Origin of the sequence: Prauserella marina, assembly GCF_002240355.1 — a bacterium.
GTDB classification, from domain to species: domain Bacteria; phylum Actinomycetota; class Actinomycetes; order Mycobacteriales; family Pseudonocardiaceae; genus Prauserella_A; species Prauserella_A marina.
Genome location: NZ_CP016353.1, coordinates 3,352,101 through 3,370,305, shown reverse-complemented (window position 1 = coordinate 3,370,305; position 18,205 = coordinate 3,352,101). Strand labels below are relative to the sequence as shown.

The 18,205-nt window shown below is 68.6% G+C and carries 15 protein-coding genes; 9 read left to right on the top strand and 6 right to left on the bottom strand.

The genetic code is table 11. The annotated features are described in order from the left end of the window. Positions 1-52: 52 nt before the first annotated feature. The 3 genes from BAY61_RS15750 to BAY61_RS15740 are packed head-to-tail and all read right to left on the bottom strand — an operon-like array spanning position 53 to position 4,122. Entirely contained in the window at positions 53-853 is an 801-nt protein-coding gene (locus BAY61_RS15750; RefSeq protein WP_091804490.1) for a polyprenol monophosphomannose synthase, read from the bottom strand. A gap of 12 nt (positions 854-865) precedes the next feature. Then, positions 866-2,455, bottom strand: a complete 1,590-nt coding sequence (gene lnt, locus BAY61_RS15745; protein WP_091804487.1) for an apolipoprotein N-acyltransferase — start codon at positions 2,453-2,455, stop codon at positions 866-868. Between the two features lie 47 nt (positions 2,456-2,502). Next, complete coding sequence (locus BAY61_RS15740; RefSeq protein ID WP_091804484.1) at positions 2,503-4,122, bottom strand: amidohydrolase; 1,620 nt, start codon at positions 4,120-4,122, stop codon at positions 2,503-2,505. 97 nt (positions 4,123-4,219) lie between these two features. Here BAY61_RS15740 and BAY61_RS15735 point away from each other — a divergent pair, with 97 nt between their 5' ends. Genes BAY61_RS15735 through BAY61_RS15720 form a run of 4 tightly spaced genes read left to right on the top strand, consistent with a single transcriptional unit; the run spans position 4,220 to position 9,657 of the window. Then, complete coding sequence (locus BAY61_RS15735; protein ID WP_091804481.1) at positions 4,220-5,620, top strand: KamA family radical SAM protein; 1,401 nt, start codon at positions 4,220-4,222, stop codon at positions 5,618-5,620. A 45-nt stretch (positions 5,621-5,665) separates the two neighbouring features. Beyond that, on the top strand, positions 5,666-8,266 hold the full coding sequence (locus BAY61_RS15730; protein WP_091804477.1) for an ABC transporter permease family protein: 2,601 nt from the start codon (positions 5,666-5,668) through the stop codon (positions 8,264-8,266). Next, entirely contained in the window at positions 8,259-8,963 is a 705-nt protein-coding gene (locus tag BAY61_RS15725; RefSeq protein ID WP_091804474.1) for an ABC transporter ATP-binding protein, read from the top strand. The genes BAY61_RS15730 and BAY61_RS15725 overlap by 8 nt, the downstream gene beginning before the upstream one ends. Beyond that, entirely contained in the window at positions 8,938-9,657 is a 720-nt protein-coding gene (locus BAY61_RS15720) for an ATP-binding cassette domain-containing protein (RefSeq protein ID WP_091804471.1), read from the top strand. Before BAY61_RS15725 ends, BAY61_RS15720 begins: the two co-directional genes overlap by 26 nt. Here BAY61_RS15720 and BAY61_RS15715 read toward each other — a convergent pair. After that, positions 9,650-10,246, bottom strand: coding sequence for a dihydrofolate reductase family protein (locus tag BAY61_RS15715; RefSeq protein WP_170140192.1), 597 nt, complete (start codon positions 10,244-10,246; stop codon positions 9,650-9,652). The genes BAY61_RS15720 and BAY61_RS15715 overlap by 8 nt on opposite strands. Before the next feature lie 176 nt (positions 10,247-10,422). Between BAY61_RS15715 and BAY61_RS15710 the strand changes: the two genes are divergently transcribed. Beyond that, positions 10,423-11,043 (top strand): L-threonylcarbamoyladenylate synthase, encoded by a 621-nt coding sequence (locus tag BAY61_RS15710; RefSeq protein WP_091804466.1) that lies wholly within the window; start codon positions 10,423-10,425, stop codon positions 11,041-11,043. 46 nt (positions 11,044-11,089) lie between these two features. On the opposite strand, the gene BAY61_RS15705 is transcribed toward BAY61_RS15710, so the two are convergent. Continuing rightward, on the bottom strand, positions 11,090-12,433 hold the full coding sequence (locus BAY61_RS15705) for a polysaccharide deacetylase family protein (RefSeq protein WP_176879703.1): 1,344 nt from the start codon (positions 12,431-12,433) through the stop codon (positions 11,090-11,092). Between the two features lie 269 nt (positions 12,434-12,702). Here BAY61_RS15705 and BAY61_RS15700 point away from each other — a divergent pair, with 269 nt between their 5' ends. Continuing rightward, positions 12,703-13,605, top strand: a complete 903-nt coding sequence (locus BAY61_RS15700) for an ABC transporter ATP-binding protein (protein WP_091804463.1) — start codon at positions 12,703-12,705, stop codon at positions 13,603-13,605. Beyond that, positions 13,595-14,428 (top strand): ABC transporter permease, encoded by an 834-nt coding sequence (locus tag BAY61_RS15695; protein ID WP_091804460.1) that lies wholly within the window; start codon positions 13,595-13,597, stop codon positions 14,426-14,428. The genes BAY61_RS15700 and BAY61_RS15695 overlap by 11 nt, the downstream gene beginning before the upstream one ends. Positions 14,429-14,468: 40 nt before the next feature. On the opposite strand, the gene BAY61_RS15690 is transcribed toward BAY61_RS15695, so the two are convergent. After that, positions 14,469-14,942, bottom strand: a complete 474-nt coding sequence (locus BAY61_RS15690) for a hypothetical protein (RefSeq protein WP_091804457.1) — start codon at positions 14,940-14,942, stop codon at positions 14,469-14,471. A gap of 137 nt (positions 14,943-15,079) precedes the next feature. Between BAY61_RS15690 and BAY61_RS15685 the strand changes: the two genes are divergently transcribed. Next, entirely contained in the window at positions 15,080-16,756 is a 1,677-nt protein-coding gene (locus BAY61_RS15685) for an NAD(P)/FAD-dependent oxidoreductase (protein WP_245866138.1), read from the top strand. 2 nt (positions 16,757-16,758) lie between these two features. Then, positions 16,759-18,201 carry an ATP-binding protein gene (locus BAY61_RS15680; RefSeq protein ID WP_091804451.1) on the top strand — a complete coding sequence of 481 codons (1,443 nt, stop codon included), beginning with the start codon at positions 16,759-16,761 and terminating at the stop codon, positions 18,199-18,201. Positions 18,202-18,205: the final 4 nt, after the last annotated feature.

The following is an 18,205-nucleotide window of genomic DNA, read 5'->3' as shown; positions in this document are numbered from 1 at the left end:
CGCTGAGGCTGGATGTTCCCATCCACCCGGCGGGTTTTGTTGCGCCTGGGGGTCACCAGGGCAGGAGTGACCTGAGCTTGCGCACGTGCCGGTGGTCGCGCAGTTCCCGAAGCTGGGTGAGGCGGCGACGCAGTCCCCATTCGGCGACGCGCAGCGCCGCCTCCCCCACGATCGAGCCACTCATCTTGGACTCGCCGATCTCGCGTTCGGTGAAGGTGATGGGGACTTCGACGACGTCGAAACCCGCTTGGACGGTGCGCCAGGACAGGTCGATCTGGAAGCAGTAGCCCTCGGAGACGACCTCGTCGAGGGAGAGTGCTTCGAGTACGTCCCTGCGGTAGGCGCGGAATCCGGCCGTGATGTCGCTGATGTTCACGCCGAGCGCGACGCGGGAGTAGAGGTTGGCGCCCCTGGAGAGGATTTCTCTGCGAAGGGGCCAGTTGACGAGTGCGCCGCCCTGGACGTAGCGGGAGCCGATGACGAGGTCGGAGTCGCGGAGGGCTTCGAGGAGCCGGGGCAGGTCTTCCGGCGCGTGTGAGCCGTCGGCGTCCATTTCGACGAGTGTCCGGTAGCCGTGTTGGAGGCCCCACGTGAAGCCGGCGAGGTAGGCGGCGCCGAGGCCGTTCTTGGTGGTGCGGTGCAGGACGTGGACGCGGTCGTCGGTGGCGGCGAGTTTGTCGGCGAGTTCGCCGGTTCCGTCGGGACTTCCGTCGTCGACGACGAGTGCGTGTGCCCGTGGCAGGGTGGCGTGCAGGCGGCTGAGCAGGGGTTTGAGGTTGGCCTTTTCGTTGTAGGTCGGGATGACCACCAGCACCGGGTCGACGTCGTCCCTGTGCCGCGTGCCCTCCGCCATGCTGTTCCCCTTCTAGTGCCCTGTTCCGGCACTGGCGCGCCGTCGGAGAACCCAGCCGATGACGATCGCACCGGCGGCTACCCCGACTGGTGTGTACTCGGTCCAAGCGCCGAGTCGATCCGACAGCGTAACTTGTTCCCGCAACGGCACGTCGGCGACCAGTGACGCTGCGGTGAACATGCCGGTGTCCTTGGTGACGGTGCCGTCTGGCTGGATGATGGCGCTGACGCCGCTTGTGGCCGCGACGACGACGGCTCTGCCGTGTTCGACGGCGCGGACTCTGGCCATCGCGAGTTGCTGGTAGGTCATCTCCCCTTCGCCGTACCAGGCGTTGTTGGTGGGCAGTACGAGAAGTTGCGCGCCCGCGTCGACGGCGTCGCGGGCGGGATAGTCGTAGGCGACCTCGTAGCAGATGGGGGTGCCGACGGTGGTTCCGGCGATGTCGAGTACGGCGGGTTCGGTGCCCCAGCGCATGTCCTTGGTGTTGCCGACGAAGGGACTGAACCAGCTGGCGATGGCGCGCATGGGGACGTATTCGGCGAAGGGTACGAGTTCCTGTTTGGCGTAGTGGGCGCCTTGGCCCTCGCCTGGTTGCCAGGCGATGACGGCGTTGTCGGCCAGTGTGCTGTCGCCGGGCTGGTAGAGCGCGCCGATGAGGCTGGGGACGCCGAGTGCGTCGACGGCGGCGTCGATAGCGAGGTCGTCGCCTCGGATGTCGGTGGCGGTTTCGGGCCAGACGACGAGGTCGGGGGTGGGCACGGTGCCCGCGTGGATGTCGTCGGCGAGTCGTTTGCTCTGGGCGAGGTGGTTGGCGCGGATGGTGTCGCGCTGGCCGAGCAGGCCGAGGCCGGAGTTGGGGGCGTTGCCCTGTACGACGGCGACGGTGCGGGTGCCGGTCTGGGGTTCGGTTCCGATGGTCGGCCACAGCGCGAGTCCGGCGAGCGCGGGCAGCAGGGTCGCGGCGATGGGGGTGATCATGGCGCGCTGGGGCGTGTTGCCGTGTTCGCGGAGGTGGATGAGCAGTGCGGCGAGGCCGAGGCCGGTGACGATGACGGCGAAGCCGACGAGTGGGGCGCCGCCGACGGAGGCGAGCGGAATGTAGGCGCCTTCGGGCTGGCTGAACCCGATCCTGCCCCACGGGAAGCCGTTGGCTGGCCAGTGGGAGCGGGCGTATTCCTGGAGCAGGAAGACGGCTGCCATCCAGACCGGGGCGGCGGGAAGGCGCGCGACGAGGGTCATGAGCGCGCAGGCGAGCGCGATGTAGGTGGCCAGTACGGCGGAGAGGCCGAGCCAGGGTGCGGAGCCGAAGTCTTCGCCGAGGAAGTCCTGGATCCAGCGGATGTGCAGGAGGAAGAAGGTGAGGCCGAAGGCGGCACCGTATCCGGCGGCCGCGAAGAATTTGCGGCCGTGCAGGACGAGGCCCAGGCCGGTGAAGGCCAGTGGTGCCAGCCACCACAGTGGGCGGGGGGCGAAGCTGAGGAACAGGATTGCGCCGGAGGCAGCGGCCAATAGCAGTCTGGCGATCACGGGCAGGAGGCGGTCGCGGGTGCGGGCTGTGGCGGCGAGCCCGTCGGTGGGGGGCGCATCGGCCGCGGCGGTCACCTGTTCAGCCTAGGACCAGGGGTGTGTTGGGCTCGTTGGTGGTGTGTTCAGCGGAGCTGGTCGTGGATGACCTCGCCTGCTCGGACGGTGCGCAGGCAGTGTGGGAGCGGGGTGCCGGGGTCGAGTGGTGGGAGTCCGGGGATGCCGGCGCGGGGGTCGGTGGACCAGCGCTGGACGCGGCTGTCGGGGGTGGCCACGACGAGGTCCGCTGAGTCCCAGATCGCGTAGTGGGCTGGGGCGCCGGGCACGAGGCTGCCGGTGGTGCCGTCCTTGATTCCCGCCGCGCGGTGTCCTCCCCTGGTGTGTGCGTTGAACGCGGCGCGTGCGGAGATGCCGGAGCCGGGGGTGTTGTGGTGTACGGCGGCGCGGACGGCTGCCCATGGGGTGAGTGCGGTGACGGGTGAGTCGGAGCCGAAGGCGAGTACGACGCCGGTGGCGGCGAGCATGGCGAAGGGGTTGAGCGGGGCGGCGCGGTCGGCGCCGAGGCGGGTGGCGTACATGCCGGTTTCGCCGCCCCATGCGGCGTCGAACTGGGGTTGGACGGAGCCGGTGATGCCCAAGCTCGCGAGTGCTTCGGCTTGGTCGGTGGTGACCATTTCGAGGTGTTCGAGGCGGTGGCCCGCCGCGGCGAGGGCGCGGGTGCCGAGGGTTTTCTCGGCGAGGCGTAGTCCGTGGACGGCTTCGGTGACGGCGGCGTCGCCGATGACGTGGAAGCCTGCTTGCAGGCCGGTTTCGGTGCAGGCGACGACGTGTTCGGCGATGGCTTCGGCGTCGAGGTAGGTGGCGCCGGTGGTGCCGGGCCGGTCGGTGTAGGGCTCGTGGAGCGCGGCGGTGTGGGAGCCGAGGGCGCCGTCTGCGAACAGGTCGCCGGCGAGGCCGGTGGCGCCGAGGCGCAAGGCGGTGTCGATGCCGCCGTGGTTGGCGTGTTGGCCCCAGTAGCCGACGACGGCGGGGACGGTGGGGCCCTCGGCGAGGGCGAGCAGGTCGCGCAGGTCGTCCTCGCCGGAGATGGTGGGGCCCGCGCATTCGTGGACGGTCGCGATGCCTGCCGAGGCGGCCGTGGTGAGGAAGGCGTGCTGGGCGCGGTGGCGCTGGGCGGGGGTGATGGCGGCGCGCACGGCCGTGCGGATGTGGTGGTGGGCGTCGCGGGTGAGGGGTCCTTGGTCGGACCAGCCTTCGCTGTGTGCCGCTTGTGGGACGAGTGCGGTGAGTACGGTGGAGACGAGCGCGGAGTGGACGTCGACCCTGCTGAGGTAGACGGGCACGGCGCCGGTGGCGTCGTCGAGTTCGGTGCGGCTGGGTAGCCGGGGGCTGGTCCAGGTGGATTCGTCCCAGCCGTGGGCGAGCAGGACTTCGCCGGGCGGGGTGTCGGCCGCGGCTTCGGCGACGGCGGAGAGCAGGCTCGCGGCGTCGGTGACGGTGCTGAGGTCGAGGCCGGTGAGGTGGAGGCCGGTGGCGGTGGCGTGTACGTGGGCATCGACGAAGGCCGGTGCGACGAAGGCGCCGTCGAGCGGTATGACCTCGGCGTCTTGGTGTAGTGCTCGTCCTGGTTTGTCCTGGCCGATCCAGGTGATGGTGCCTTCGGTGATGGCCATGGCTGTCGCGTCGGTGGATCCGGGTGAATGGATGCGGCCACCGACTAGCAGGGTCGTCTTGCGCGTGCTCACCCCCAGAGTCTGACAGGCCACCCGTGGCGAGATATTTTGCGTCTTGATGACGATATGACAGGATATTTTCACGTCGTTTCCGATTTGAGGAGCAGAAGTGACTGCGATCCAGGAACCTGCTGCCGCGGTGACCACCAGGGCCGACCAGCCCTACGAGTACCGCCGTGCCGAGTTGGCCGAACCCGACTGGCGCCGTTTCCCCGGCTGGCGGGACGTCACCGAAGCCCAGTGGAGGGACGCGCAGTGGCAGCGCGTCCACTGTGTCCGCAACATCAAGCAACTGCGTGCCGTCATGGGTGATCTGCTCAAGGAGTCCTTCTACGACGATCTGCTCGCCGATCAGCGACAGCTCGCGACCATGTCGATGTTGTTGCCGCCGCAGATGCTCAACACGATGAGCCCGCTGTCCCCTGGCGGCGGGGACGACGACGCCGCCGTGACGGAGGCGTTCTACGCCGACCCGATCCGGCGCTACATGTTGCCGGTGCGCTCGGACAGGGACCCGCGATGGCCGAGTCACCCGCATTCCGAACGCGACTCCCTTCACGAGGCCGAAATGTGGGTCGCTGAGGGACTGACCCACCGCTACCCCACCAAGGTGCTCGCCGAACTGCTCTCCACCTGCCCGCAGTACTGCGGGCACTGCACGCGCATGGACCTGGTCGGCAACTCCACGGAGCAGGTCAGCAAGCACAAGCTCGCCCTCAAGCCGGTCGACCGCCAGGACGCGATCATCGGCTATCTTCAGCGCACTCCAGGCGTGCGCGACGTGGTGGTCTCCGGTGGCGACGTGGCCAACGTGCCATGGCACCAGCTGGAGACGTTCCTGATGCGGTTGCTCGACATCGAGACCGTGCGCGACATCCGGCTGGCCACCAAGGCGCTGGCCGGGCTACCGCAGCATTGGTTGCAGCCCAAGGTCGTCGAGGGGCTGGCGAGGGTCGCAGGAACGGCGAGGCGGCGGGGCGTGAACCTCGCGATCCACACGCACGTCAACCACGCGCAATCGGTGACGCCGCTCGTGGCGGAGGCGGCGCGCACCGCGCTGGAGGTCGGCGTGCGCGACGTCCGCAATCAGGGAGTGCTGCTGCGCGGGGTGAACGCGACGACGGCCGACCTGCTGGACCTGTGCTTCGCGCTCCAGGGCGAGGCGAACATCCTGCCGTACTACTTCTACCTGTGCGACATGATTCCCCATGCCGAGCATTGGCGGCTGGCGGTGTGGGAGGCGCAGGAACTCCAGCACGGGATCATGGGTTACCTGCCCGGCTACGCGACGCCGAGGATCGTGTGCGACGTGCCCTATGTCGGCAAGCGCTGGGTGCATCAACTCGCCGAGTACGACAGGGAACGCGGGATCTCGTACTGGACGAAGAACTACCGCACGGGTATCGAACACGCCGACCCCGAGGCATTGCGGCGCCGCTATCCGTATTACGACCCGATCTCGACTTTGCCTCCTTCGGGGCAGAACTGGTGGACGGAGAGCGATAGCTGACAGTTTTTCGGCTTGCCATGACACGTTTGGGGTACGTTCTGCCGCATGCCAAAGCGACGGGGTTTTGCCACGACGCTCGCCACGCTGCCGTGGCGCACAGCGCCGAGAGCGGGGCTGTCCAGCCCGCTCACGATCGTCGTCGCCGCGGTCACCGCGCTGCTGACGTGTTTTCTCGCCATGGCGGCGGTTCTGCATTCGTCCTCGGCAGCGGGAGCGACCGTAGGGCACCAGACCGACAAGGTCTGTCCCGACGGATACGGGCCCTCGTTCACCAAACCACGCGTGGAACCGGCGATGGTCCCCGTGCTCACCGACACCGTCGGGCGGCACGCGGCAGAGCACGGGTTCGGAAAGCCGATCGTGTCGCTGTTCACCGGTGTCACCACGCTGGAGTTCGACGGCGACACATACCGGACACGGATCGCCTACCGCGACGGCGGCACCGATCAGCTGCGGCTCATGGACGGCAGCGCGAAGCCGGGGCTGTGGATGGGGCGGGATCTGGCCCACGCCAAGGACATCGGCGTCGGCACGCGCGGTCAGCAGGGCGCGCTGCCTCCGGTCACCGGGATCTACGAGGACCTGTACAACCCGGCGCCCCGCGAGTGGTGTTCGGTGCAGGATCTCGCCGTGCAGAACCGGCTCGTGGACACCTTGACCGGATCGGTGCTCTTCGCCACCGACCGGTCCACTTTCGACTCGATCACCGGGGACTTCGAGTCGCTGGAGCGGCTGAGCATCACCTTCCCCGAAGGCCCGCCGGGCACCCTCGGCGAAGCCAAGGACAGGGTCGACCGTTCCGAAGCGCTCATCGCCGCGGTGCGAGCCGACCTCGAAGCGCAAGGCATCGGCGACATCCTGCCCGGCGCGATTCCCTTCGAACGGTCCATGGAGATCGCCACGCAGGCGCAGGGCAACGTCCTGTTCTCCATCCTGCCGCTTGCCGTGCTGAGTGTGCTGGTCGGCTGCGGCGGCATCGCCACCGTCGGATTGCAGTGGTATCAGCGACGGCACAGCCAGGTCCGGCTGGTGTCCTCGCGGGGAGCAGGCCCGGCCGCCATCGGCCTGCTCGCCGCGTTCGAAGTCGGGCTGCCGATCGTGCTCGGTGGCGCGGCGGGCATGGTGACCGCGCGGGCACTGCTTCCCGCGTACGGGCCTGGCGGGATGATCGATCCCGGTGCGGTCTGGCTCGGCGCGGGGGTCGGCGCGGGAGTGCTCGTCGCCTCGGTCGTGCTGCTGATCGGGGTGGTCGGTTTCCGCGCGCACCGCGAATTCCAGCTCGGCAGGATCGCGCCGAACCGGCATGGCTGGCGGATCGTCGCGTTCTTCCCGTGGGAGATCCTCACCGCTGGATTCGCCGTGCTCGGCTGGACCAGGCTCGCCGCCTACGGTGGTTCCTCCAGCAGTGCCGACCCGCTCCCCCAGGTCGATCCGCTCGCCTTGACCTATCCGGTTTCGGTGGTGCTCACCGTCGGCCTGCTCGCGTCGAGAATCGCCTGGCTGGCGCTGCACGCCTCGCACAGGGCCAGGTTCTGGTCCAAACCCGCCCTCCAACTCGCCATCCGCAGGCTCGCCAGCGCGCGGGCCCCGGTGACCGGTGTGCTGGTGATCGGTGTCCTCGCGGTCGGCACACTCGCCGTCGGCACGTCGATCGCCACGGGGCAACGCCAGTCGCTTGAGGTGAAGTCGGCGACGCTGGTCGGCGCGAATTCCCGGATGAACACCGAGACCCCGGTCGGGCTCGGCGCCAAGGCGCTGCCCGCCGACGTGCGCGACACCAGCACCGTCGCGGGCAAACTCACCGGCACCGGCAGCGTCGTGCTCGTGGTGGATCCCGCGACGTTCGAGAACGCCGTGTCGACAGCGTCCACGGCGTCGGCCATCGACCGCGAGGAGCTGCGTGGCCTGCTCAGCAGACTCGACGGCGCCTCGGCGGGCACGATTCCCGCGCTCAGGGTCGGGCACACCGATTCGCAAAGCGCCGAGCTGCCCGGGCTTCCCGATGCCATGCCGGTCGCCGATCTCGGCGTGTTCCCGCTCATCGGTGCCGAGCCCGGCTACGTGATTTCCCGGCAGTCGCTCACCCAGGAACAGCTCGACGCCATTCCGGAATGGATCGTGCTGTCGGCCTCCCCGTTGCCGGTGCTGACGGCGGCGTTCAACCACGCGGGTCTCAGCCACGCCAACGGCGTCAGCACCGACACCGCGCTCGACGCGCTGCCCTTCTATGTCGTGGGCTGGACGTTCTCGTTCGTCACCGTGCTCGGTGCCGTGCTCGGCGTCGTGGCTGTGCTGGCACTGCTGGTGGCCGTCGAGACGCGGCGAAGGCAGAACGCGCTCGCGGGCGCGCTGGTGGTGCGAATGGGCATGCGGCCACGCGCGCTGCTGGGCAGTCACCTCATCGAACTGGGCGCGCTGGCCGGGCTGGCCGTGGTCACCGGAGTCATCTGCGGGGTGACCGTCGCCGGAGTTTCCGTGCGCAGGTTCGATCCCGCGCGCTGGCTCGCGCCCCGCTCCGAACTGCCCAACCTGACGCCGTTCGTGGCCTCGGTGATCGTGGCCGGTGCGCTGATCGTCGCGCTGGCAGGCTGGATCGCGGTGCGTTCGGTGCGTACCGCCAGAACCGCGGAGCTGCTTCGTGCTTGAACCACCACCGATCTACCGGCTCGAAGGCGTCGGCGTCGACTACAGCACCCCGGCAGGCACCGTGACCGGCGTGCACGACATCACCCTCGACATCCCGCGCACCGGTCTGACCGTGCTGGCAGGCCCTTCCGGTTCGGGCAAGTCCACGTTGCTCCGGGTGCTCGGGCTGTTCGAACGGCCCGCCCGCGGTGACCTCACCTTCGCCAGCACCGACGTGGGAACACTGAACAACCGGCAGCGAAGGGCACTGCGGCGCGACCAGCTCGGCCTGGTTTTCCAGAATCCCATCGACAACCTCTTCGAACACCTCGACGTGGCCGACAACCTGCGGGCCGCCGCCCAGTCGGCCGGTCAGCGCTGTGAACCCGAGGACATCCTCGGCAGGCTCGGTCTCGACGGCACCGGATCGTGGCGGGTATCGGCATTGTCGGGAGGCCAGCAACAACGGCTCGCGTTCGGCTGCACGCTTGCCCGCCAGTGCGCGGTGATCCTGGCCGACGAACCGACCTCGCAACTCGACGAAGCCTCGGCGGATCTCGTGCTGGACACCGTGCGCTACCTCGTCGGCCAGGACTACGCCGTGCTGGCGACCTCACACGACGAGCGGCTCATCGAACTGGCATCAAGGGTGGCGCTGCTTCGTGACGGGCGGCTGGAAGGAGTGCGGGAACATGACCTCGACCAGTACCGGTACTGAGACCGGCCAGTACCGGGCCGCCGCGCTGCGGGTCACCGGACTGCGCCGCAGCTTCCCGCACCCAGGCGGCGACGTCGACGTGTTGCGCGGACTGGAACTCAGCGTCCGGGGCGGGGAGCTGGTGACGGTGTCCGGCCGGTCGGGTTCGGGCAAGAGTTCGCTGCTGGCCCTGCTGTGCGGTTTCGACGCGCCGGACTCGGGGACAGTGCTGTTCGACGGTGAGCCGATCGGCGCGGACACCCCGTGGACGACGTGCGCGGTCCTGCCGCAGGCGCTGGGGCTCGCGGGCGAGCTGACCATCGCCGAGAACGTGGCGCTGCCACTGCGGCTGCGTGGTGGAGCGCGGTCGGTCGACTCGACGGCCGTGACAGCCCGGGTGAACGCGCTGCTGACCGAACTGCGCATCGATCAGCTCGGTGACCGCTACCCGCTCGAAGTGTCTTTCGGACAGCAGCAGCGGGCCGCGCTGGCCAGAGCGGTCGCCGCGCGGCCGACGGTCCTGCTCACCGACGAGCCGACCGCGCACCTGGACGCCGGGACCACACCCGCCGTGCTCGCGTTGCTACGCCGCTGCGCGGACGAGGGGGCCGCGGTGATCGTGGCGACCCACGACGCCCAGGTGCACCGCATCGCCGACCGCAGAGTCGCGCTCAAGGAGGGTGTGCTCACCGAGTCCGGCCCCGCCGTCAACTGAGGCGTGGCGGCTCCGCTGCCGAATCGGGGCCGCCGGTCGGCTGGTAGCGCAGCTCAAGGACGCCGTGCTCGTGCCTGCGGAGGTCGGTGAGGGTGAGTTCGATTCCCTCCTTGCCGGCGGCGAACAACGGACGTCCGGTACTGAGCACGCGGGGAAAGAGCAAGATGCGGTACTCGTCGATCAAGCGGCGGGCCGTCAGCTCCCGCACCACCGAGGCCGATCCGATGATCATGAGATCGGCCGAGTCCTTCCTCTTGCGTTCAGCCAGCGCGGACAACCAATCCGGGCCGAGGTGTTCGGAGTTGGGCCACGCGGACACGTCCGTCTTGTTCGAAACGACCAGTTTCGGTATCGCGTTCATGTAGTCGACCAAGTACTCCCGCGCCGCGGCGGCGGTCGGCCAGTACCCGGCGAGCGAATCGAATGTCGTGCGGCCCATGACGAAAGCCCCGACCTCGCCGTACTGGGCGGCCAGGTCTTCCTCGATTCCCCTGCTGAATCGCTGGGTGACGAAATCCATCTCGTGCCCCTCTGGACCCTCGAAGTGGCCGTCCAGGGACAAGAATTCGTAGGCGAGCAGTCGAGACATCCGGTGACCTCCTGGTGATCGATGTGAACACCCGGATATACGGCACCGAGCGCCGCGACTCATCGCTCCATCGCCGGTGTCCCATCCCACTCGGGGCTGGGTCCCTCGGTCGGTGACGCGACGACTGACCGGCTTCCCCGATCGTCGGCGCGAGCCGATCACCCTATGCTGCACGGATGGCGAAGTACTTCGACGTGCACCCCGACAACCCGCAACCAAGGGCGATCAAGCAGGTTGCCGAGATCATCCGCGACAACGGACTCATCGCCTATCCCACCGACTCGTGCTTCGCGCTCGGTTGCCGGCCAGGCAACCAGGACGGCGTCGAACGGATCACCACCATCAGGCACCTCGACGCGCGGCACCATTTCACCCTCGTCTGCCGCGATTTCGCCCAGCTCGGTCAACTCGTGCACATCGACAACAACGTGTTCAGGGCCATCAAGGCGGCCACCCCCGGCAGCTACACGTTCATCCTGCCCGCCACCAAGGAAGTGCCGCGCAGGCTGCTGCACCCCAAGAAGAAAACGGTCGGCGTGCGCATCCCCGCCCACGTCACCACCCAAGCTCTGCTGGCAGAGCTCGGCGAGCCGCTGTTGTCGAGCACGCTGCTGCTGCCGGGAGAAGCCGAGCCGCTGACCCAGGGCTGGGAGATCAAGGAAGAACTCGACCACGTACTCGACGCGGTGATCGACTCCGGTGACTGCGGCACCGAACCCACCACGGTCGTCGACTTCTCCTCCGGCGAACCGGAAATCGTGCGCCGAGGCGCGGGAGACCCCGGCCGCTTCGAGTGATCCCCGGTGTGCCGGGGGCCGTCCGCGCCCCCGGCACACTCCGGTCCTAGTTGCGCCGCACCCAGACCGCGCGGTCGCCGAGCCTGCGCCCGCCCCTGCGGGGAACACCGGCCTTGGCCGTCTCCGGGCCCTTCGGCGGCGTCGAGGGCGTCGGCTTGTCCTGGGGCCCCGCGAGATAGCTCGCCCAGTCGGGCTTCGCGCCGACCTGCAACTCGGAGAGCTTGGCCAGCACCTTGGGGTCCTGCGCGTCGAGCCAGTCGACAAGGTCGCGGAAACTCACGCAGCGCACTTCCGGTTTGGTGCACACCGAACGCATCGTGCGCTCGATGGCCTTCATGTAGATGCCGCCGTTCCACGACTCGAAGTGGTTGCCGATGAGCAGTGGTGCCCTGTTGCCTTCGTAGGCCCTTTCGAAGCCGCCCATGAAGGTCTCGTATGCCTGGTCTTCCCACGTGGCGTGCTTGGCCTTGCTGCCGGTCGTGGTCTGCGACTGGTTGTACATGATGTTGTAGTCCATCGACAGCACTTCGAAGGAGTTGCCGGGGAAGGGAAGCTGTTGCAGCGGGAGGTCCCAGATCCCGTTGACCTTCTGCGGCCACATCTGGTGCCCGCCAGGAGAGCTCGCGTCGTAGCGGAAACCGAGCTTCGGCGCGGCGCGCAACAACGCCTGCTGGCCTTCGAGACAGGGTGCCCTGCCACCGATCAGTTCCTTCGAATAATCGAAGGGCAGCGGCGGAATGTCGGTGAATCCCGTCGTCGTCCGCCAGGTCTGCACCAATTCGCGGGCTTGCTCGGTTTCGCTGATCCAGTCCTGTTCGGACCATGATGAGCCACCACTGGGGCCGCAGAAATGCCCGTTGAAGTGCGTCCCGATCTCGTGCCCCTCCAGCCAGGCGCCCCGAAGCTGCTTGAGCGTCGCACGGATCTCGGCGTCACCGAGGTAGCCGATGTCCGAAGCACCGACGGGCTTGCCTGGCGGACGGTAACGGTCGCGTTCGGACTCCGGCAGCAGGTAGATGCCGCTGAGGAAGAACGTCATGTTCGCGTTGGTTTCCTTGGCGACCTCGCGGAAATGGGAGAACAGCGCCTGATCGTCCTCCCCCGCGCCGTCCCAGGAGAACACGACGAACTGCGGCGGCCGCTGGCCGGGAGCCAGTTTGCTCACCTCCATGCGGCCGGGCTGAGCGCCGGTGTCCGACGTGGACCCATCGCCGATCGGGCGACCTGGACGCTGCTCGGGTTCGGGGGTTTCCTTTTGCGTGCCCTGTTCCCCCGCTCGCCCCTCCGACACCCGAGTGTCCTGACCTTCGTCTTCCCTGCCGGACAGGATCAGCCACAGCAGCGCCAGCGCCACCACAGCCAGCAGGGGCAATTTCCGGGAAGTCCGCACTCTTACCTCGCACCCCGATGAACGTTTTCCGTGCCGATACATGAATGTGCTCGCAGGCTAGGCGCGCGGACGGGTGCGCGCCGGGCTACGACGGGCCATTACCGCAGGTGTGAGCCTTTCGTGGGTCATCCCACCGAAGCACGACGGCAGGAAGACACTCGCGGCTACGCGCTCCGACGTAGCGGCAAGACACGCTCACCGGCCGACGACGCGCCCCTCGGCGAGGCCAAGGATGGAACCACCTTCACCAGCGAACGAAAGCCGCGACCATGACCAGTCCCGTCGAAACCAGCGCACTGACCAAACGCTACGGTCCCATCACCGCGGTGACCGACCTCGACCTCACCGTCCGCACCGGCGAGGTGTACGGCTTTCTCGGCCCCAACGGAGCGGGCAAGACGACCACGCTGCGCATGCTGCTCGGCCTCATCAAGCCGACCTCGGGCACCATCCGGCTGTTCGGTGCCGTGCCCGGCCCCCACTACCTCGACCGGGTCGGCGCGCTCATCGAAGGCCCCGCCTTTTATCCTTACCTTTCCGGGCGCGACAACCTGCGCGTCCTCGCCGCCCACGCCGGTGCCGATTCCCGCAGGGTCGCCACCGTACTGCGCATCGTGGACCTCGCCGACAGAGCGGGTGACCGCTATGGCACCTACTCCCTCGGCATGAAACAACGACTCGGGCTCGCCGCCGCGCTGCTCAAGGATCCGGCGCTGCTCATCCTCGATGAACCCACCAACGGACTCGACCCCGCCGGGATGGCCGACATTCGCGCCACCATCCGACGGCTCGCCGACGACGGCCGTACCGTGCTGCTGTCCAGTCACCTGCTCGGTGAGGTGCAGCAGATCTGCGACCGCGTCGGCATGATCTCGGCCGGCAGGCTCGTCTCGCAGCTGTCGGTCGCCGAGTTGTCCTCGGCCGGACTGCGCGTGATCGCCGATCCGCTTCCCGCCGCGCGCGAACGCGTCGCGGCCATGATCGGCGCCGACCGGATCACCGAGGACGGCGACGCGCTCTACCTCGACACCACCGACGACATGGTGCCGCGCATCAACGCCGAGCTCGTCAACGCCGGACTCGCCGTGCGGGAACTGCACCGCTGCGAACCGGACCTCGAACGCACGTTCCTCGAACTCACCGGAAGCGGAGGCGACCCCCATGCGCACTGACCTCGCCACCAACATCAGGGCCGAGCTGATCAAACAACGAAAGCGGCCCGCACACTGGCTGCTGCTGGCCGTCGCGGTGTTCCTCACGCTCACCTTCGCCTACCTCATCCCCTACCTCGGGCTCGCCGACACTCCAGCGGGGGTCACGAACGGAAGGGGTGTCGCGGCGATGCTGCCGCCCGCGTTCGTCGGCAACGTCATCGCGGGCACCCCGTTGTTCCTCGGCGCGCTCGCCATGATCTTCGGCGTTCTCGTCGCGGGCAGCGAATACAACTGGGAAAGCTGGAAAACGGTTCTCGCGCAAGGGCCGAGCAGGTTCACCGTCCTCGCGGCCAAGATCGCCGTGCTGACGCTGGGAACACTCGTGTCGATCATGACGTTGCTGGCCACGGGCGCGGCGGCAGCGGCACTCGTCGGCGTGCTCAAGGATCAGCCGCCGCACTGGCCCTCGGTGTCCACGGTCCTGCTCGGAGCGGGTGGTGGCTGGCTGATCATCACCATGTGGGCCATGCTCGGCGTCGTGCTCGCGGTCGCGTTCCGAGGGGTCGCGCTGCCCATCGGTCTCGGGCTGGTGTGGCTGCTGGCGGTGCAGAATCTGCTCGCCGTCGTCGCGGCTCCCCTGCTGGATTGGGTCGCCGACCTGCAACTGGGCCTGCCCGGGCCGAACGCGGGATCGCTGGTCGCCGCGCTGGGCGCGCCACGAGGCACCCCAGGGGTCGATGCGCTCGCCGCCGCGCCGCAGGCCACCCTCGTGATCGCGGCCTACCTCATCGGGTTCACCTTGCTCGGTGCCTGGCTCTTCCGCCGAAGGGACATCATCTGAAACCGGGCGGAGCCTCGCTGAACCACCCACGCCGGGCGGCTCAGCGAGGCTCACGCGCGCTCGGCACGCCTGCCTTGCCGAGCGCGTCGAGTTTCCGCTCGATCGAGGCAAGGCGGCGCACCAGCTCTTCCTCCCGCACGGCGGCGACAGCGGCCTCCGGTGACGGCACGGCAGCGGCAGAGGTCCTGCCGGGGTCGTCCTCCGAGGTGCTGGCGTACAGGCTGTAGAAGGCGAGGCTGAACGCGATGATCGCGATGGCGATCGTGATCACGTTGAACAGTTCGGCCGCCTGGTCGAAACCGAAGTCGGCGATCCCGAAAAGGGAAAGGAAGTACACGGCGAAGTAGCCGCCGACGAATCCGAGGATGACCCAGAACAACCATGTGAAGACCCCGAGCCGCCTCCTTCGCTCGTGCTCGCCGTCCACGGCCCGCTCGCGTGCGAGGTCGTATCGCCCGCCGAGCGCGACGTGAGTCCCGTTGAGCAGAGCGGATGCCTTTTCCTCTGTGGACATGGAAAAAGAATAAAAGCGTTCGCGCCGGTGTGCGCGTTGCCGCGTCACCTGAACTGCCGAACTATTCGCCGCCGCGACGCCCCGGAACGGTCTTTTGGCCCACGCCATGCCGCGCCGTCACGGGCATACTCGACGCCGTGACCGAAACACTCGCCAGGACCCGGCCCGTGATCCTCACGGTCGACGACGATCCCGGCATCTCCAGGGCGGTGGCGCGCGACCTGCGGCGCCGCTACGGGCAGGACAACCGCATCGTCAGGGCCGAATCCGCGGTGCAGGCCCTTGAGGCGCTGCGCGAGCTGACGTTGCGCGGCGAGCAGGTCGCGGTACTGCTGGCCGACTACCGGATGCCGGACATGACCGGGGTCGAATTCCTCGAACAGGCGATGGACGTCTTTCCCTCGGCACGGCGCGTGCTGCTCACCGCCTACGCCGACACCGGCGCCGCCATCGACGCCATCAACCTCGTCGACCTCGACCACTACCTGCTCAAACCGTGGGACCCGCCCGAGGAGAAGCTCTACCCCGTCGTGGACGGCCTGCTTGAGGCGTGGCGCGGCTCCGACCGCGGTCCGGTCACCGAGACCCGCATCGTCGGGCACCGCTGGTCGGCCCGCTCCCACGAGGTGCGCGACTTCCTGGCCCGCAACCAGGTTTCCTACCGTTGGTATCTCGCCGACGAGCCGGAGGGACGGCGCTTGCTCGACGCGGCGGGTGCCGACGGCCTCACCCTGCCGGTGATCGTCACCCCCGGCGGGGAAGCGCTCATCGCGCCCACCGATGCCGAACTCGCCACCAGGGTCGGGTTGCCGACGACCCCTTCCACCGACTTCTACGACGTCATCGTCATCGGCGGAGGACCGGCCGGGCTCGGTGCCGCGGTCTACGCGGCGTCGGAGGGGCTGCGGACCGTGCTCGTGGAACGCACCGCGACCGGCGGCCAGGCCGGGCAGAGTTCCCGCATCGAGAACTACCTCGGCTTCCCCGACGGGGTCTCCGGTTCCCAGCTCACCGACCGCGCCCGCAGGCAGGCGAGCAGGTTCGGCGCGGAACTGCTCACCACGCGGGAAGCCGTCGGCCTGAGTTCGAAGGGTTCGGCGAGGGCCGTGCGGTTCAGCGACGGCAGCGAACTGCACGCTCACGCGATCATCCTCGCCACCGGTGTGTCCTACCGTCAGCTCGGCGCCCCGGGGCTCGGCGAACTCACCAGCAGGGGCGTGTTCTACGGCTCGGCGCTCACCGAGGCCCCCGACTGCGCAGACCAGGACGTCTACGTCGTCGGCGGCGCCAACTCCGCGGGACAGGCCGCCGTGTATTTCGCGAGGACGGCCCGTTCGGTGACCATTCTGCTGCGCGGCCGCACCCTGACCAGCTCGATGTCGCATTACCTCAGTGAGCAGATCTCCCGCACGGCCAACATCGAGGTGCTGCCGTGCACCGAGGTCGTCGCGGCGCACGGCAACGGCCACCTGGAACGGCTCGAACTCAGGCACACCCCGAGCGGTGCCGTGCGGGCCGTCGACTCGTCGTGGCTGTTCGTCTTCATCGGCGCCACCCCGCGAACCGATTGGCTCGACGGGGTCGTGGCCCGCGACGCGGCTGGATTCGTGCTCGCTGGCCCCGATCTCGCCGTGGACGGCGGGAGGCCGGCGGGCTGGGATCTCGACCGCGAGCCCTACCACCTGGAAACCAGCCTCCCCGGGGTGTTCGTCGCCGGCGACGCGCGAGCCGACTCCATGAAACGGGTCGCCTCGGCCGTCGGCGACGGTGCCATGGCCGTCGCGCTCGTGCACCGCTACCTGGAAAGGCGGTAACCGTGGCTGTCTGCGACCCTGCCGAACTCCGCACCCTGTTCCTGTTCGAAAAGCTCGGCGACGAGCAGCTCGGCTGGCTGTGCGCCGAAGGTGAGGTCATCACCGTCGAACCCGGCGTGCTCTACACCGAGGGTGAGCGGGCCCGCTGCTTCTACGTGCTCGTAGAGGGAGCGGTGACCCTGTCCCGGCGCGTGGGCGACACCGACGTCGAGACCCAGCGCGCCGACCGGCCCGGCGTCTACGCCGGTGCGTTCCAGGCCCACCTCGGCGACCGCGTGCCGCAGGTCTACAACAACACCCTCACCGTCACCACGCCCTCGCGGTTCTACGTACTGGAGGCAGGCAAACTCGCCACGTTCATGTGGGAATGGTTCCCCATGGCCACGCACATGCTCGAAGGGCTGTTCTTCGGCATGCGCAACACGCACACCGCCGTCGCCCAGCGCGAACGGCTGCTCGCGCTGGGATCGCTGTCGGCGGGACTGACCCACGAACTCAACAACCCCGCCGCGGCCGCCGTACGGGCGACCGGCGCGCTGCGCGAGCGCATCACCGCCATGCGGCAGAAGCTGCGGCTCATCGCGCAAGGCCCCTACGACAGGGCCACGCTCGAAGCGCTCATCCGGTTGCAGGAGGACGCCGTCGAGCACGCGGCGAAAGCTCCCGTGCTCAGTCCCATCGAGGCAGGTGACAAGGAAGACGCCGTCGCCGACTGGCTCGAAGAGCGGGGCATCGGGTCGAGCTGGGACATCGCACCGACCTTCGTGGCCGCGGGCTTGGACCCGCGCTGGCTGGACAGGGTCGCCACGACCATCCAGGCGGCCGGTGCTCCGGCGAGCGGATCGACGCTGGAGGGCGCGATTCGCTGGCTCAACTACACGATAGAAACCGAGCAGCTCATGACCGAGATCGAGGACTCGACCACCCGCGTCTCGACCCTCGTCGGCGCCGCCAAGCAGTACTCCCAGCTCGACCGGGCACCCAACCGCGTCGTCGACGTGCACGAACTACTCGACAGCACGCTCACCATGCTGGAAGGCAAGATCGGCACCGGCATCGCCGTCGTCAAGGACTACGACCGGACGCTGCCACCGGTTCCGGTCTACGCGGCCGAACTCAATCAGGTGTGGACCAACCTCATCGACAACGCGGTCAGCGCCATGGCCGGTGAAGGAACCTTGACCGTGCGGACCTCGGCCGACGGCGACCGGCTGCTCGTCGAAATCGGCGACACCGGCCCCGGGATCGCCGAGGACATCCGCACCCGCATCTTCGATCCGTTCTTCACCACCAAACCCGTCGGCGAGGGCACCGGCCTCGGACTGGACATCTCGTGGCGGATCGTGGTCAACAAGCACCACGGTGACCTGCGGATGACCTCTGAGCCGGGCGACACCCGGTTCCAGGTCCGGCTGCCGTGGAGCGCCGAAGCCGGCGAAGCCTGACCTC